Below are 16,662 nucleotides of genomic sequence, written 5' to 3' on the forward strand. Positions count from 1 at the left end.
CCTCTCGGGGCGTTACTTCCAGTAATGAACCGTTACGTCGTTTAGCCGGGATTGCGCCGGGCGATCATGTTGACCGCCCGCATGCTGAGCACGATTTCGTTCCTCTGGTTCAGGACCTCGATGAACGAGGTCACCACGCCCCGGTCGGGTTTGGACCGCGAGGCGACGGCGTCCTGGATGGTGACCCGCACCGAGAGGATGTCGCCGGGCCGCACCGGGCGCACCCAGCGCAGCTCGTCCACGCCGGGCGAGGCCAGGCTGGCGCATTTGGTCAGGTAATGCTCGGCGTACAGCCGCATCATCAGGCCGCAGGTCTGCCAGCCGCTGGCGATCAGCCCGCCGAAGACGGTGTCTTTGGCCGCCGCCGGGTCGGTGTGGAAGTCCTGGGGGTCGTAGCGCCTGGCGAACGCGATGACCTCGTCCTCCTCCACCGTGATGGAGCCGAATTCATGCACGGCGCCGGGCAGATAATCCTCGAACCAGCGGTCGGTGATGGGGGAGGCGAAGGTCATGGGATCTCCCTTGTACGCTGAGTTGGCCAAAAGGTGCGCAGCGATTACCCTTCTCCGTCATACCCGGCCTTGTGCCGGGTATCCACGCCTGTCCGCCGGTTGCGCTGTTTCATGCGCCGTTCCGGCGGGGCCGCGTGGATGGCCGGGACAAGCCCGGCCATGACGAAAGAGAAGGAGGACGGTCTCAGCTCTTGTGCTTGCCCTGGGCCTTGGCGCGCAGCAGGGCGCGCTCGTCCTTCAGCTGCTCGGCGATCAGGAAGGCCAGCTCCAGCGACTGGGTGGCGTTGAGGCGCGGGTCGCAGGCGGTCTGGTAGCGGTCGCCCAGATCCTCCTCGGCGACGCCGGTCATGCCGCCCAGGCACTCGGTGACGTCCTGGCCGGTCATCTCGAAATGCACGCCGCCGGCATGGCTGCCCTCGGCCTTGTGGACGGCGAAGAAGGCGCGCACCTCGGCCAGGATGGCGTCGAACGGACGGGTCTTGTAGCCGCCCGCCGCCTTGATGGTGTTGGCGTGCATGGGATCGCACGACCACACCACCTTGCGGCCCTCGCGCGCCACGGCGCGGATCAGGCCGGGCAGCACCTGCTCGACCTTCTCGGCGCCCATGCGGGTGATGACGGTGATGCGGCCCGCCTCGTTCTCGGGGTTGAGGCGGTCGATCAGGCGCAGCAGGTCGTCGGCGCTCATGCCGGGGCCGGCCTTGAAGCCCAGCGGGTTGCCGACGCCGCGCAGGAACTCCACGTGGCCGGCGTCCAGCTGGCGGGTGCGCTCGCCGATCCACAGCATGTGGGCCGAACAGTCGTACCAGTCGCCGGTGGTGGAATCGATGCGGGTCAGCGCCTGCTCGTAGGGCATCAGCAGCGCTTCGTGCGAGGTGAAGAAATCGGTCTCGCGCAGCTGGGGCGTGGTGTCGCTGGTCATGCCGCAGGCCTCCATGAAGGCCAGGGTCTCGTCCAGGCGGTCGCACAGGTCCTGATAGCGGGCGGCCTGGAGCGTGCCGGCGACGCAGCCCAGCGTCCACTGGTGCACCTTGTGCAGGTCGGCGTAGCCGCCCTGGGCGAAGGCGCGCAGCAGGTTCAGCGTGGCGGCCGACTGGTTGTAGGCGCGGATCATGCGCTCGGGGTCGGGGATGCGGGCTTCGGCGGTGAACTCGCTGCCGTTGACGTTGTCGCCGCGGTAGCTGGGCAGGGTCACGCCGTCGATGGTCTCGGTGTCGGCCGAGCGCGGCTTGGCGAACTGCCCGGCCATGCGGCCCACCTTGACCACCGGCATGGCGGCGCCGTAGGTCAGCACCACCGCCATCTGCAGCAGCACCCGGAAGGTGTCGCGGATGTTGTTGGCGTGGAACTCGGCGAAGCTTTCGGCGCAATCGCCGCCCTGGAGCAGGAAGGCCTTGCCGTCGGCCACGTCGGCCAGCGACGCCTTCAGGCGACGGGCCTCGCCCGCGAAGACCAGCGGCGGAAAGTTGCGCAAGCTCTCCTCGACCTCGGCCAGCTTGTCGGCGTCGGGATAGGTGGGGACCTGATGGATCGGCTTCGCGCGCCAGCTTTCCGGCGACCAATTCTCGGACATGGGACTTCAATCTCCTGGCGTTCCGCGCCTTGCGAAACGGAAAAAGTCGTTCTCTACCTGACGTTTCGCCATGGCGAAACGGAAAGCCGTTCTCTATACGACGGCCCAGGCTATATTTCCAGCCCGGACGACGGGATACGGCCATGAAAATTCCGAGGATCGAAATGAGCGACGCCGCCACCCACTGGCAGAATGTCTGGACGACCAAGCAGCCGGAAGAGGTCTCCTGGCATCAGGACGATCCCGCTTTGTCCCTGGCCATGATCCGGGCCGCATCCCTGCGCCGGGACGCCGCCATCGTCGACGTGGGAGGCGGCGCCTCGGTTCTGGTCGACCGCCTGCTGGAGCAGGGATTCGTCCATGTGGCGGTGCTCGACATCGCCGGGGCGGCCTTGCAGACCGCCGCCGAGCGCCTCGGGCCCCTGGGCGACGACGTCACCTGGATCGAAACCAGCGTGCTGGACTGGCGGCCGGTGCCCGGCCTGTTCGACCTGTGGCATGACCGCGCCGTGCTGCACTTCCTGACCGATCCGGCGGACCAGGCCCGCTATGTGGAGGTGATGAAGAGGGCGCTGGGTCCCGAGGCCACGGTGATCATCGCCGCTTTCGCCCCCGACGGGCCGGAGAAATGCTCGGGCCTGCCCGTGCGCCGCCACGATTCCGCCAGCCTGTCCGCCTTGCTGGGGGCGGACTTCCGGCTGGTGGAGGAGGCGCGGGCCGAGCACGTGACGCCGGGCGGCGCGTCGCAGAAGTTCCAGTGGTGCCGGTTCGTCAGGGTTTCGTAAGGTCGTCAGCCTTCTCGTCCTGAGTGATATCCCCTATGGTATCCATGGTGGCGGGTGTTTCGGGGGCAGGGCGATGCGAGGGATGGATGGCGGGCAGGGGCTTTCCCGGCGGGTCTGGCAGACCGGTCTGCTGTTCGTCGCCTTCGTGCTGTCCTTCGCCCTTTACGTCTACGGTGAAAAGCAGATCGACCGCGCCAACGAGCGGCGGCAACTGTCGTTCCATCTTGCCGACCAGTTGCGTCAGTCCTCGGACGATCTCACCCGCATGGTGCGGTCCTACGTCGCCACCGGCGACGCCGAATTCAAACGCTCCTACCACGATATCCTGGACATCCGCGAAGGAGCGAAGCCGCGGCCGGACAATTTCGACAATTTCTACTGGTACCTGACGCCGGCCTCGCCCGGCTTTGCCCGCCCCGAGGCGGGGCCCGGCCTTTCCCTGATGGAAATGATGCGCCAGGCCGGATTCTCCAACGAGGAGTTCCAGCGGCTGTCCGAGGCCAAGGCCCGCTCCGACGAACTGACCCTCCGGGAATTGGAGGCCATGCGGCTGGCCGAAGTCGCCGGCCCGGCCGATCCGGACGCCCGGCTGCGGGCGGTCCGCATGGTCCACGACGAGGAATACCACCGGGGTAAGGCGGCGATCATGACTCCCATCCGGGAATTCAATGATCTGGTCGAACAGCGGACTCTGGCCGCCGTCCGCCGCGCCGAGACCGTCGCCTTCGCCCTGCGTCTGGTGTTCATGGCCTTCGCCATCGCGGTGGGCACCCTGCTTTGGCTCACCTACGCCGAGGCCCGCGCCATCCTGGGCGGTTCGGTGCCCGAGGTCCACGAGCGGATCACCCGCATCGGCCAGGGCGACTTCACGATGCCCGAGAACCGCAGGCCCAGGGACGGCGGCAGCGTGCTGGCCGGGCTGGACCGCATGGCCGAGAAGCTTGGCGCCATGGAGGCCGAGCGCGCCCGGACCACGGCGGAACTGGAGGACAAGAACAAGGCGCTGGAGCGGTCGAACGCCGATCTGGAGCAGTTCGCCTATGTGGCGTCCCACGACCTGCAGACGCCTTTGCGCAACATCGTCAGCTATACCCAGCTGATGGAGCGCCGCTACAAGGGCCGGCTGGATGCCGATGCCGACGAGTTCATCGCCTTCATCGTCGCCAACACCAAGCAGATGAACCAGCTGATTCTCGATCTGCTGGAATACTCGCGGGCGTCGCGCCAGACCGTTGTCCTGGAAGCCTGTTCGGCGGGCGAGGCCATGGTCCAGGCGCGGGACAACCTGCGTCAGGACATGGACATGGCCGATGTCGAGGTTCGCGTCGGCCCTCTGCCCGAGGTGATCACGCTGCAATCCCACCTCGTCAGCCTGTTCCAGAACCTGTTGGGCAACAGCATCAAATACCGTTCCGCCGACCGTCCCGCGCTGATTTCGGTCACGGCCGAACCGGCGGCCGACGGCTTCTGGCACTTTGCCGTCGCCGACAACGGCATCGGCATCGATCCCCAGTACCACGACAAGGTGTTCGAGCTGTTCCAGCGGCTCAGCCCCACGGCCCAGGCCGAGGGAACCGGGATCGGGCTGACGCTGTGCCGGCGCATCGTCGAGCGTTCCGGCGGCAAGATCTGGCTGGAATCAGAGCCGGGACGCGGCGCCACCGTCCATTTCACCCTGCGGGGCGCGTGACTACATCGGCTCGCCGTTCTCGGCGCGGGCCTGCGCCTTGGCCAGCGCATCCGCCAGCGTCTCGTCCCTGGGCCCTTCCCAGCGGTCCAGGGTGACCAGATCGGCCAGGGCAAGCCGCTTGCGCCAGCCGGCCGTGGCCAGTTCCGGCTGGGCGAAGAAATGGCTGACTTTGCCCAGGCAGAGATAGGCCACCGGCACCACGCGCTCGGGGAGGCCGAGAATCTCCTTCAGCGCCGGTTCCGAGATGATGGAGACCCAGCCCAGGCCCAGGCCCTCGGCGCGGGCTGCCAGCCAGAGATTCTCCACGGCGCAGACGGTGGAATAGAGGTCCATGGTGGGAATGTGGGTGCGGCCCAGTACCACGGGGCCCACCCGGTCGCGGTCGCAGGTGACGCAGATGTTGACCGGCGATTCCAGGATGCCTTCCAGCTTGAGCGAGCGGTAGGTGGCCCGCGCCTCGCCTTCGAACATGCCGGCCGCTTCGTCGTTGGCCTTGGTGAAAGCTTGCCTGATGCGGCCCCGGATTTCGGGCGAGCGCACCAGGATGAAGCTCCATGGCTGCATGAAGCCCACGGACGGGGCGTAATGGGCGGCGGTCAGCACCCGGGCCAGCACCTCGTCGGGGATGGGATCGGGCAGGAACTGGCCGCGCACGTCGCGCCGGGACAGCAGGACCCGGTAGAGTCCCTGCCGGTCGGCCTCGCTCAAAGTGTCGTCGCCCTGGATGGCGGCGGCCCGATCTGTCATTCTTCGCTCCCTTTCTCGCCCCCGTCGGGGTCACTGTAGCGTTACTGTTCTTCCATGACCAAGAATTGCGATCTCTGGGTATTCGGCTACGGCTCGCTGATGTGGCGGCCGGGCTTCGATGCCGATGAAACCTGCCGGGCCCGCCTCGACGGCTGGCACCGGGATTTCTGCGTCTATTCCCGCCACTGGCGCGGCACGCCCGAACGGCCCGGTCTGGTGCTGGGCCTGGACGAGGGCGGCTCGTGCCGGGGGCTGGCCTTCCGGGTGGGGCGGGCGCGGGCGGCGGACGTGATCGACTACCTCAACGAGCGCGAACTGGTCGGATATGCCTATGTGGCACGCTATCTGCCGGTTCTCTGTGACGATGGTCGCGTGGTCGAGGCCTATACCTTCGTGGCCGACACCGGCCATCACCACTACGCCGGTCAACTGCCGCTGGAGCGGGCGGCGGCCATCATCATGGACGCCGAGGGCCAGGGCGGGCTGAACCGCGACTACCTGATCAACACCATCCGCCAGTTGGAAAGCGACGGCTTCGCCGAGGCCGAGCTGCACGCCTTGCTGGTCGAGGTGGAGCGCCAGACCGGCATCATCGAGGCCGGCGCGGGCATCTGAGGCGCGGTTCCGGGTATGCGGGCGGGACGCCCGCGCTCCACGAGACGCTTCGTTCCGGAGCGCGGGCGTCCCGCCCGCATTCCAAGGAATGCCCCGCCCCGGAGCGCGGGCGTCCCGCCCGCATTCGCCATCCTACCGGCAGTAGCGCCGGTCCTCGGACTGCACCACGTCGCCCAGGTCGAGGTTGATGCGGAAGGCCCGGCAGGGGCGGTCGTCGCGGGGAAGCTGGCGCACCGATCCGGCCAGGTTGCCGTGACGCCATTGCACCGGGCGTTCGGGATTGTCCCAGGCCACCTCGATGGCGCTTCTCACCGCCCATTCGGCCTTGGCCGGGATGAAGTCGGGAAAGGTGAAGACGGCGCGCCCGTCCTGAATGCTTCTTTCCTGCCCCGTGGGCAGGCTGGGGCCCGATCCGACCCGGTCGGAGATCAGGGCGAGGACCACGGTGGCGGCGAGGGCGGCGGCAATGGCCGCGCCGCCGCGCCGCAAAAGGACGACGCGCCTCTTTCCGGCCGGTTCCGCCAGGGCCGCCAGGGCCGCCGACAGTTCGCGGCGCAGGCCATCGGCCAGGGTCGGCGCGGCCGGGTTGTCCTGCATGGCGCGCTCCACCCAATCGCCCAGGCGGCCGAGATCGGCGTTGATCAGGACCCGGCGCTCGGCCGAGGCCAGATCGATGCCCGGCGTATGGGCGGGCGGGGTGTCGGGCAGGACGTGCAGCCGGCCGCGGCCGAACTGGCCGGGCTGGAAACGGTGGCCCGACGGCAGCATGGTCAACAGGCGGCGTTCCAGGATATGGGCGGCGCGGTTCAGGTCGTCGGCCCGGAACGCGCCGATGAAATAGCCGTCGCCGCCGCGATGGGTCCAGACCACGCCGTCTCCCGGCGGGGCCAGGACGTCCAGGATGCCCGCCGTGACGGCGATGTGAACGAGCCCCCGGGGCCCCAGCACGATGAAGTCGGGGGATTGCTGGCCGGCGTGGGAGGCGCAGGTGAAGACCGTGTGATCGTCGGACAGCTGGTCGCGCAGGGCGGTCCAGACCCGCTGCCTGGCGTCCTGGCGGCGTCCGCTGAATGCGGCATCGATTCTTGGAACCATGATGGCCATGGCGGCACGCGTCTCCACTGGTGCGGGCGGAGAATGCATAAACAATCATCGGAGGAAAAGATGTTATTTTGCTACCCCCGAGGGGCGGCCCGCCGCTCAGGCCATGGGGCGTTCAAGCTGCAGGATGAAACGGCAAAGCGCGTCATGGGTGGATTCGCCCCATATGCCCTTGATTTGCGCGGGATCGGCGTGGGCGCGGGCGCCCAGATCGGCGAACAGGGCGCGCATCAGCGCGGCGAAGGCGCTTTCGCCTAGCCGCCAATGTTCGTCGCGGGCGCCGCTCTTGGCCGGGCCGAGGCGGGTGTTGACCAGATCCATGAACCAGGCGCGGCGCTTTTTGAAATCCGCGAAGGACTGGGCCACCACCATCAGGACGTCGTCGATCAGCCGGACGGCGTCCGGGTCGGCATGGACGGCGCGCCAGTCGTGTTGCCCGGCGGGCGTGGTGTGGCGTTCCACCAGCGCCGCCGACCGGCGGCGGCATTGCTCGAACAAGGTGGGGCCGATGATCTTGTCGATGGCCACGTGGAAGCCGGGGATCATCCGCCGCGACAGGATTCCCTCGCCGCCCTCGTCGCCGCTCCTGGGCGGGAACAGATGGGCGAAGCGGCGCATCAGGATGCGTTCGAACGGCTGGTCGCGCTCGCCTTCCCAGCGCAGGGCCTCGCGCTCGCGGGTGCAGTCGTCCCAGGCCCGCTGGTAATAGGCCTTGAACCGCGCCTGCTCGGCTTCGATGAAGTGCTGGGCCACGGCACGGATCTGGATCGCGGTCAGGCTGCCGCCCGCCTTGGCCGCCTCTACCTCGAGCCGCGTGGCGAAGTGGCCGATCATGGTGGAGCCCACCGTCTTGCAGCATTGCGGACCGGCGGCGGATGGCGGGTTCTGGTTCGGCGGCGGCGTGCGGGTGACCATGAACGAACCATAGCGCGCCCGGCCCGGACAGTGAACCGACTCTCTCGCTTCGGCCCGCAAGGCAAGGCGGCAGCGGTGCGTTGACAGGGCCGAATCCGCTCCCTAGTGTGCCTGGATATTGCTCACCAGGGCCGCATCGCCTCATGTCCGACACCTTGTCCATCGCCCTTGCCCAGATCAATCCCGTGGTCGGCGACGTCGCCGGCAATCTGGCGCTGATTCGTGCCGCCCGCGCCAAGGGCGCCGAGTTGGGGGCCGATCTGGTGGTGTTCGGCGAACTCACCATCTGCGGCTATCCGCCCGAGGATCTGGTGCTGAAGGGGGCGTTCCTCGACGCTTGCGAGGCGGCGGTGAACGAGCTGGCGGCCGAGACCGAAAGCGGCCCCGCCGTGCTGGTCGGCGCGCCCTGGCGGGTCAAGGACAAGCTGCATAACGCCGCCTTGCTGCTCGACCACGGCCGCGTCGCCGCCACCCGGCTGAAGCACCACCTGCCCAATTACGGCGTGTTCGACGAGGTCCGGGTGTTCCAGCCCGGCCCGGCGCCCGGCCCGGTATCGTTTCGGGGCGTGCGTCTGGGCATCATGATCTGCGAGGACATGTGGTACCAGGACGTGGCCGAGACCCTGGGTGAAAGCGGCGCCGAGATCCTGGTGGTGCCCAACGGCTCGCCCTTTGAGATGGACAAGCCGACGCTCCGCCTCGACCACGCCCGCGCCCGGGTCGAGGAGACCGGCCTGGCCCTGGTCTACGTCAATCAGGTGGGCGGCCAGGACGAACTGGTGTTCGACGGCGCGTCCTTCGTGCTGAACGGCGACGGCAAGGTTGCCGCCTCTCTCGCGCCATGGCAGAGCGAGGTGGCGCTCACCAAATGGACGCGCGAGCCCAGCGGCTGGCGCTGCGAAGGCCCCAAGGCCCCGCCCACCTCTCGGCTGGAGGGCGTCTACCAGGCGCTGGTCACCGGGCTGCGCGACTATGTGGGCAAGAACCGCTTTCCCGGTGTGGTGCTGGGCCTGTCGGGCGGCATCGACAGCGCCATCTGCGCGGCCATCGCCGCCGACGCGCTGGGCCCCGACAAGGTGTGGTGCGTGATGATGCCGTCGCCCTACACCTCGGTCGAAAGCCTGGAGGACGCCGCCGAATGCGCCCGTCTGCTGGGCGTGCGCCTCGACACCGTCAATATCGGCCCGGCCATGGGGGCGTTCGACCAGATGCTGGCGCCGCTGTTCGTGGGCAAGGGCTCGGACATCACGGAAGAGAACCTGCAATCGCGTTCGCGCGGGCTGACGCTGATGGGCATTTCCAACAAGTTCGGCCCCATGGTGCTGTCCACCGGCAACAAGAGCGAGATGAGCTGCGGCTACGCCACCCTTTACGGCGACATGTGCGGCGGCTACGCGGTGTTGAAGGACGTCTACAAGACTACGGTGTTCGCGCTGTCCTCCTGGCGCAACCTCCACCGCCCGCCGGGCTGCCTGGGCCCCGACGGTCCCGTGATGCCCGACCGGGTGATCACCAAGCCGCCCTCGGCCGAGCTCAAGCCCGACCAGAAGGACCAGGACACCCTGCCGCCCTATGACGAGCTGGATTCCATGCTGGAAGCCATGATCGAGGAGGAGAAGAGCGTCGCCGAGATTACGGCCGCCGGCTTCGACGAGGCGGTGGTCAAGCGCGTCTGGCGCATGCTCGACCGTGCCGAGTACAAGCGCCGCCAGGCCCCGCCCGGCGTCAAGATTTCGTCCCGCTCGTTCGGTCGTGATCGCCGTTACCCCATCACCAACGCATTCACGTCGCTGATATGAGCGCCATCGTCCGTTTCGCTCCCAGCCCCACCGGGCTGCTGCACGTGGGCAATGCCCGCGTCGCCCTGCTCAACCTGCTGTGCGCCCGCGCCAGCGGCGGCCGCTTCATCCTGCGCCTCGACGACACCGATTTGGAACGCTCCAAGCCCGAATTCGCCGAGGCGATCCAGGATGACCTGCGCTGGCTGGGCCTGGACTGGGACAGGCTGGAGCGCCAGTCGGCCCGGCTCGACGCCTATGCCGCCGCCGCCGGGCGCCTCAAGGCCGAGGGGCGGCTCTATGCCTGCTACGAGACCCCGGACGAGCTGGAATTGCGGCGCAAGGTGCAGTTGGGCCGGGGCCTTCCCCCCGTCTACGACCGCGCCGCGCTGAAACTCACCCCCGACGAGGTCGCCCGCTTCGAGGCGGAAGGGCGCAAGCCCCACTGGCGCTTCAAGCTGGAGCACGAGGAGGTGCGCTGGAACGATTGCGTGCGCGGCCCCAGCCATTACCACGGCGCCAATTTGTCCGACCCGGTGCTGATCCGGGGCGACGGCTCCTTCCTCTACACCCTGCCCAGCGTGGTGGACGACATCGAGTTCGGCATCACCCACGTGATCCGGGGCGAGGACCACGTCACCAACACCGCGCCGCAGATCCAGCTGTTCCAGGCGCTGGGCGCGGTTCCGCCCGCTTTCGCCCATCTGCCGCTGCTCACGGGGGCGAGCGGCGAGGGGCTGTCCAAGCGTCTGGGGTCGGGTTCGCTCCGGGATCTGCGCGCCACCGGCATCCATCCCATGGCGCTCAATTCCCTGCTGGCCAAGCTGGGCACCTCGGACGCCATCGAGATCCGCCATTCGCTGGCCGATCTGGCCGCCGAATTCGCCTGGGACAAGTTCGGGCGCGGCACGCCCAAATTCGATTCCGCCGAACTGGAGCGCCTGGACGCCCGCCTGATGCACACCGCCTCCTTCGCCGAGGTGAAGGACAGGCTGGGCATCATTGGCGCCGACGAGGAATTCTGGCTGGCGGTGCGGCCCAACCTCAGCCATCTGGCCGACGCCGCGGAATGGTGGGCCATCTGCCGCCAGGCCCTGGCCCCGGTGATCGAGGACGCGGATTTCACCAACGCCGCCGCCGGATTGCTGCCGCCCGAGCCCTGGGACCACGCCACCTGGGGCGCCTGGACCGAAGCGGTGAAGCAGGCGACGGGCCGCAAGGGCAAGATGCTGTTCCACCCCTTGCGTCTGGCGCTCACCGGCCGCGAGAATGGGCCGGAACTGAAGACGCTGCTGCCGCTGATCGGGCGCGAGCGCGCCGTTTCCCGCCTTTCGGGGCGGGCGGCTTGACACAGGTCACGGGTTTTGGCCGTGTTTCACGGCAATATCCACATTCGCGATAGGAGTTTGGCCGGTGCCGCTGGTTCTCTACAACACCCTGACCCGCACCAAGGACGTGTTCGAGCCCCTGGTTCCGGGCCATGTGGGCATGTATGTCTGCGGCCCCACCGTCTATGACCGCGCCCATATCGGCAACGCCCGGCCGGTGATCGTCTTCGACGTGCTCTATCGCCTTTTGAAGACGCTGTATCCGTCGGTGCGCTATGTGCGCAACATCACCGACGTGGACGACAAGATCAACGCGCGTGCCAAGGAAACCGGCGAGCCCATCTCGGCCATCACCGAGCGCACCACCCGGATGTTCCACGAGGATATCGGCGCGCTGAACTGCCTGTTGCCCGACGTGGAGCCCCGCGCCACCGCCCATATCGGCCAGATGATCGCCATGATCGAGCGCCTGATCGCCAAGGGCTACGCCTATGCCGCCGAGGGGCACGTGCTGTTCGCGGTGGGCGCCATGGCCGATTACGGCCAGCTGTCGCGCCGTTCCCAGGACGAGATGATCGCCGGCGCCCGTGTCGAGGTGGCGCCCTACAAGAAGGATGCCGGCGACTTCGTGCTGTGGAAGCCGTCGTCCGACGACCTGCCGGGCTGGGATTCCCCCTGGGGCCGTGGGCGTCCCGGCTGGCACATCGAGTGCTCGGCCATGAGCCTGCAGCATCTGGGCGAGACCTTCGACATCCACGGCGGCGGCCAGGATCTGGTCTTCCCCCACCACGAGAACGAGATCGCGCAAAGCACCTGCGCCAACGGCAAGCCCTTCGCCCGCTTCTGGCTGCACAACGGCTGGCTGATGGTGGAAGGCGAGAAGATGTCCAAGTCCTTGGGCAACTTCTTCACCGTGCGCGAGCTGCTGGACCAGGCCCCGGGAGAGGCCATTCGCCTCGCCATGCTGGCCACCCACTACCACCAGCCCTTCGACTGGACGGCGGAAGGATTGAAGCAGGCCAAGGCGACGCTGGACCGCCTGTACACCGCGCTGCGCAATGCCGCCGACATCGACGCCAACGGCTATGAGGCGGAAACGCCGCTGGAGGTGCTGGCGGCGCTCAAGGACGATCTCAACACGCCCTTGGCCATTGCCCATCTGCACGAACTGGCGGGCGCGCTGAACAAGGCCAGCGGCCTGGAGGACAGGGCGCGCCGCAAGGGGGCGCTGCTGGCGTCGGCCCACATGCTCGGCCTGCTCTACCAGGACCCCGAGGCGTGGTTCAAGGGATCGGGCGCGGCCGGCGGCCCAAGCGACGCCGAGATCGAGGCGGCCATAATCGCCCGCACCGAGGCCCGCAAGGCGAAGAACTTCGCCGAGGCCGACCGCATCCGCCAGGATCTGGCGGCCAAGGGCGTGGTGCTCGAGGACGGCGCCGGCGGCACCACCTGGAAGCGGGCCTAAGGGAATGAGCAGGGTGCCGCTCACCGGCTGGAAGTTGGGGTATCACGCCCTGACCTTCGTGCTGGTGGTGGCCCTGCTGATGGCTCCGGCGCTGTGGAACGGCTATCCGCTGATCTATTTCGACAGCGAGGATTACGTCGAGATGGCGTTTTCCTTCCAGCCGATCATATGGCGGATCATGACCTACGGCGTGTTCTGCACCATCGCCAAGGCGTTCGGCACGCTGTGGGCCATGCCGCTCGCCCATGCCATCCTCACCACCTGGGTGCTGCACGAGGCGGTGATGGGCTTCATCGGCCGCTGGCGGCACATGGTGTTCTTAGGCGTCGGGCTGGCGCTCGCCCTGTTCACCGGCCTGCCCTGGGTGTCGTCGCAGGTGCTGGCCGACGTCTTCGCCGGAGTGGCCATCCTGGGCGTCGCCGCGCTGGCCTTCGGCGAGGGGCTGCAGCCCTGGCGGCGCTTCGCCCTGGTGGTGATCACCGCCATTTCCATCTGCGTCCACATGAGCCACGTGGCGGTGGCCGCCGGTCTGGCCCTGGTGCTGGCCGTGGTCTGGCTGGGCTCGCGCTTCATGCTGCGCATGCCCCGGCCGCGCATGGTCGGTCCGATTTCAGCCATCGTCATCGGCATCCTGCTGGTGCCGCTGACCCATCAGTTCCTCATGGGGCGTTTCGTCTTCTCCGAATCGGGTCAGGTGTTGCAGCTGGCCCTGTTCGTCCAGAACGGCATGGCCAAGAAGTATCTGGACGAGGTCTGCCCCCAGGGCGTCGATCTGGAGATGTGCGACCACAAGGACGAGCTGCCGCGCACCGCCGACGAGTTCCTGTGGGGCGATTCCCCCTTCGACGAGCTGGGTGGCTGGACCGCCATGCACGATGAATCGGGAAAGATCGTCGCCGGCGCGATCAAGCTGTTTCCCGGCGAGGTGCTGAAGGCGGCCCTGGCCAATACCTGGGAGCAGCTGGATTCCATCGAAAGCGGCGAGGACCTGGTGCCCATGACCTGGCACTTCGTCAAGACTCAGCTCCGGCGTTATCCGGCCGAGTTCAAGCAGTTCCGCTTCGCCCGCCAGCAGCGGCGCCCGGCCATCGATTTCCACGCCATGAACGCCTTCCAGATTCCCATCAACCAGGCGGCCGAGGTGGTGACCCTGATCCTGCTGGCGGTGGCCTGGAAGCGGCGTGACCGCACCACCACGGGTCTCGCGATCATCGTGGTGGCGGCGATCATCGGCAACGCCATCGTCTGCGGCGCGCTGTCCAATCCCCACGACCGCTATCAGAACCGGGTGGTGTGGCTGGCCCTGTTCACCGCCATCGTGGGCGCGGTGCGTCTCGACCAGCGCTTCGCCGGACAGCGGCGGATCTCCATCCGCATGGAGAACGAGGTGCTGGCCGCCGAGGCGGCCGAGATGGGAAAGACGGGCAACCGCCCCCTCTAGCCCAGTTCCAGGACCATCTCGACCACGTCGGGATCTTCCGCCACCTGCTTTTGGAACCCGGCCTTGGCGGCCAGGCGGATCATGGCGTCGTTCTCGATCATGATCTGGGCGTAGATGGCCTTGGTGCCGCGGCCGCGCTGATAGCGGACGATCTTGTCCATCAGCATGGAGCCCAGGCCGGTGCCCTTCATGTCGGAACGCACCAGCACCGCCAGCTCGGCGCGGCGGTTGTCGGGATCGGTGACGGTGCGCACCACGCCCAGCGTCTCGGGCTGGCCGTCCTTGTTGGCGCGGGTGGCGATGAAGGCCATCTCGCGCTCGTAGTCGATCTGGGTGAGGCGCGCCATCTGGTGGTGGTGGATCTGGCGGACCTGGCCGAAGAAGCGCAGGCGCAGATCCTGGGGCGTCATGCGGCTCATCATTTCCGAATGGGCGACGGTGTCCTCGGGCCGGATGGGGCGCAGGGTGACGGACGAGCCGTCGTGCAGGCGGGTCGTCTCCTCCAACTCGGCCGGATAGGGCAGGATGGAGAAATGCCGCAGATCGGTGTCCTCCCAGGGGGCCACCCGGATGCGGGCGTCCACCGCCAGGGCGCCATGCTCGTCGGCGAACAGCGGATTGATGTCGCAGGCGACGATCTCGGGGTTGTCGGCGAGCATGCGCGACACCCGGACCAGCACCTCGGCCACCGCGTCGAGATCGACGGCGGGACGGCGTCCATGGGCCTGGAGCAGCCGCGACACCCGGGTCCGTCCGATCATGCCGCGGGCCAGCGGCAGGTTGACGGGGGGCAGGCCGACGGTGTGGTCGCGGATGACCTCGACCGCGCGGCCACCCTCGCCGAACACCAGCACGGGGCCGAACAGCGGGTCGCAGGCCACGCCGACGATCAACTGGCGGGCGTTGGGGCGAAACGCCATGCGCTGGATGGTGAAGCCGTCGACGCGGATTTCCGGCCGGGTTTCCTCGACGCGGCGCAAAATGCCCTCGGCCGCCGAGCGCACGGCCGCCGCGTCTTCCAGGTTCAGCGCCACGCCGCCCACGTCCCACTTGCGGGCCACGTCGGGCGACGCGATGGTCAGCGCCACGGGATAGCCCACCTGATCGGCGGCTTGGACCGCGCCGTCGATGGTGGCGGCCAGGCGGGTGTCCTGGGTCGCGATGCCGTAGGCCGACAGCAGGGCCTTGGCGTCGGGCTCGGTCAGGTTGCCGTCCGGATCGGCCAGGCCGCGCGCCACGATCAGCCGCGCCGTACCCTTGGCGGCGGCGAAGCCCTCGATCAGCGATGGCGGCGTCTCCAGCAGCATGTCCTGGTTACGCTGGTAATTGACCAGATGGCGGAAGGCGCGCACCGCCCGTCCAGGGGTGTCGTAGGTGGGCAGCGCCGCCTCGCCGAACAGCTTGCGGGCCGGGGCCGCCGCCTCCTCGCCGACCCAGGAGGTCAGCACCGCGCCGCCATGGCGCTTCTGGGTGTCGATCACCGCCTGGGCCGCCTCCAGCCCGTCGGCCATGGCGTTGGGGGCGTGGATCACCAGGGTGGCGTCCACCTCCTCGGCCTCGATCATCACCCGGGCCATGTCGGCGTAGCGCTTGCCGTTGGCGTCGACCCCCAGGTCCACCGGGTTGGCCCCCTTCCAGTTGCGCGGCATCAGGGCGGTCAGCTTGCGCAGGGTTTCCTCGGACAGTTGGGCCATCTGGCCGCCGCCCGGTCCGCCCATCTCGGCGAGCGCCATCATGGCGGTGCCGCCGCCGTTGGATAGCACGGCCAGGCGCTGGCCCTTCATGGGCTTGGCCCGGGCCAGGGTCTCCACCGCGCCGAACAGTTCGTCGATGTCATGCACGCGCAGCGCGCCGGCCCGGCGGATGGCGGCGTCGAAGGCGTCCTCGGGCCGGGCCAGGGATTCGGCCAGGAACGGCCCGATGGGGTGGTCGTCGGCCTCGGGCACGGCGCGGACCAGCAGCACCGGCTTGTTGCGCGCCGCCGCCCTGGCGGCGGGGATGAAGTTGCGCCGCTCGCCGATGGATTCGATGTAGAGCAGGATGGCCCGCGTCTGGTCGTCGTTGGCGAGGTAGTCCATGACGTCGGCGAAATCGATGTCGTGGGCGTCGCCCAGGCTGATGAAGTGGGAAAAGCCGATGCCGCGCGGCCGGGCCCAGTCCAGCACGGCGGTGGACAGCGCGCCCGACTGCGAGACGAAGGCCACCTTTCCCGGCAGCGCGGTGACATGGGAAAAGCTGGCGTCGAGGCGGATGCGCGGCACCAGCACGCCCAGCGCGCCGCCGCCCAGGATGCGCAGCCCCCAGGGCCGCGCCGCCGCCAGCACCGCGTCCTTGTCCACGTCGCCGGCGATGACGATGGCCGCCCTGGTTCCCCGCCGCCCCAGGTCGTCCAGCAGCTTCGGCACCGTCTCGCCCGGGGTGCACAGCACCGCCAGATCGGGGGTGAGCGGCATGGACGCCACGTCGCGGTAGGCCAGCACGCCGGCGACCGCCCGGTGGGTGGGGTGGACCGGCATGATCGGGCCCTTGAAGCCCGCGGCCAGCAGATTGCGCATCACCACGGCGCCCGCCGAACGCGGCCGATCCGAGGCCCCGATCACCGCCACCGAGGTGGGCTCGAACAGGAAGGAAAGGTTGTGAATGCTCATGACTGACGAGTTTCTGCCGCAGGCGCGAAAAAGCAAGGAAGAAGTGGGGCTTTTAGCCATCTTC

General features: G+C 68.3%; 13 protein-coding genes. 7 read left to right on the plus strand and 6 right to left on the minus strand.

The genetic code is table 11. The features are described from left to right. Positions 1–41: 41 nt before the first annotated feature. Both XM1_RS08660 and XM1_RS08665 read right to left on the minus strand, forming a co-directional pair. On the minus strand, positions 42–512 hold the full coding sequence (locus tag XM1_RS08660) for a MaoC family dehydratase (protein WP_068432683.1): 471 nt from the start codon (positions 510–512) through the stop codon (positions 42–44). Positions 513–696: 184 nt separating this feature from the next. Then, the gene (locus XM1_RS08665) at positions 697–2,085 is read right to left on the minus strand and encodes a class II 3-deoxy-7-phosphoheptulonate synthase (RefSeq protein ID WP_068432684.1); all 1,389 of its coding nucleotides are present in this window, start codon (positions 2,083–2,085) and stop codon (positions 697–699) included. 143 nt (positions 2,086–2,228) lie between these two features. Here XM1_RS08665 and XM1_RS08670 point away from each other — a divergent pair, with 143 nt between their 5' ends. Continuing rightward, entirely contained in the window at positions 2,229–2,870 is a 642-nt protein-coding gene (locus XM1_RS08670) for a class I SAM-dependent methyltransferase (protein WP_231920741.1), read from the plus strand. 73 nt (positions 2,871–2,943) lie between these two features. Beyond that, complete coding sequence (locus tag XM1_RS08675) at positions 2,944–4,560, plus strand: ATP-binding protein (protein WP_231920742.1); 1,617 nt, start codon at positions 2,944–2,946, stop codon at positions 4,558–4,560. Here the strand turns inward: XM1_RS08675 and bluB are convergent, their stop codons facing one another. Continuing rightward, positions 4,561–5,307: a 5,6-dimethylbenzimidazole synthase gene (gene bluB, locus XM1_RS08680; protein WP_068432688.1), complete on the minus strand. Its 747-nt coding sequence runs from the start codon at positions 5,305–5,307 to the stop codon at positions 4,561–4,563. It lies immediately after the preceding gene. A gap of 54 nt (positions 5,308–5,361) precedes the next feature. On the opposite strand from bluB, the gene XM1_RS08685 reads away from it, so the two are divergent. Continuing rightward, positions 5,362–5,922 (plus strand): gamma-glutamylcyclotransferase, encoded by a 561-nt coding sequence (locus XM1_RS08685; protein ID WP_068432689.1) that lies wholly within the window; start codon positions 5,362–5,364, stop codon positions 5,920–5,922. Positions 5,923–6,054: 132 nt separating this feature from the next. Here XM1_RS08685 and XM1_RS08690 read toward each other — a convergent pair whose 3' ends face one another. Both XM1_RS08690 and XM1_RS08695 read right to left on the minus strand, forming a co-directional pair. Further along, positions 6,055–7,026 (minus strand): hypothetical protein, encoded by a 972-nt coding sequence (locus tag XM1_RS08690; RefSeq protein WP_231920743.1) that lies wholly within the window; start codon positions 7,024–7,026, stop codon positions 6,055–6,057. A gap of 96 nt (positions 7,027–7,122) precedes the next feature. Further along, complete coding sequence (locus XM1_RS08695; RefSeq protein WP_068432691.1) at positions 7,123–7,938, minus strand: hypothetical protein; 816 nt, start codon at positions 7,936–7,938, stop codon at positions 7,123–7,125. A gap of 143 nt (positions 7,939–8,081) precedes the next feature. Between XM1_RS08695 and XM1_RS08700 the strand changes: the two genes are divergently transcribed. From XM1_RS08700 to XM1_RS08715, 4 genes are all read left to right on the plus strand, one after another. Continuing rightward, positions 8,082–9,737 carry an NAD+ synthase gene (locus XM1_RS08700; protein ID WP_068432692.1) on the plus strand — a complete coding sequence of 552 codons (1,656 nt, stop codon included), beginning with the start codon at positions 8,082–8,084 and terminating at the stop codon, positions 9,735–9,737. Beyond that, on the plus strand, positions 9,734–11,065 hold the full coding sequence (gltX, locus tag XM1_RS08705) for a glutamate--tRNA ligase (RefSeq protein WP_068432694.1): 1,332 nt from the start codon (positions 9,734–9,736) through the stop codon (positions 11,063–11,065). Before XM1_RS08700 ends, gltX begins: the two co-directional genes overlap by 4 nt. Positions 11,066–11,129: 64 nt before the next feature. After that, a complete protein-coding gene (gene cysS, locus XM1_RS08710) occupies positions 11,130–12,509 on the plus strand; it encodes a cysteine--tRNA ligase (protein WP_068432695.1) in 1,380 nt (459 codons plus the stop codon). Positions 12,510–12,513: 4 nt separating this feature from the next. Continuing rightward, positions 12,514–13,950 carry a hypothetical protein gene (locus XM1_RS08715; protein WP_068432696.1) on the plus strand — a complete coding sequence of 479 codons (1,437 nt, stop codon included), beginning with the start codon at positions 12,514–12,516 and terminating at the stop codon, positions 13,948–13,950. On the opposite strand, the gene XM1_RS08720 is transcribed toward XM1_RS08715, so the two are convergent. Continuing rightward, positions 13,947–16,598 (minus strand): bifunctional acetate--CoA ligase family protein/GNAT family N-acetyltransferase, encoded by a 2,652-nt coding sequence (locus XM1_RS08720; protein WP_068432697.1) that lies wholly within the window; start codon positions 16,596–16,598, stop codon positions 13,947–13,949. The two genes, XM1_RS08715 and XM1_RS08720, sit on opposite strands and share 4 nt — an antisense overlap. Positions 16,599–16,662 lie beyond the last annotated feature (64 nt).

Source organism: Magnetospirillum sp. XM-1, assembly GCF_001511835.1.
Classification (GTDB): Bacteria; Pseudomonadota; Alphaproteobacteria; order Rhodospirillales; family Magnetospirillaceae; genus Phaeospirillum.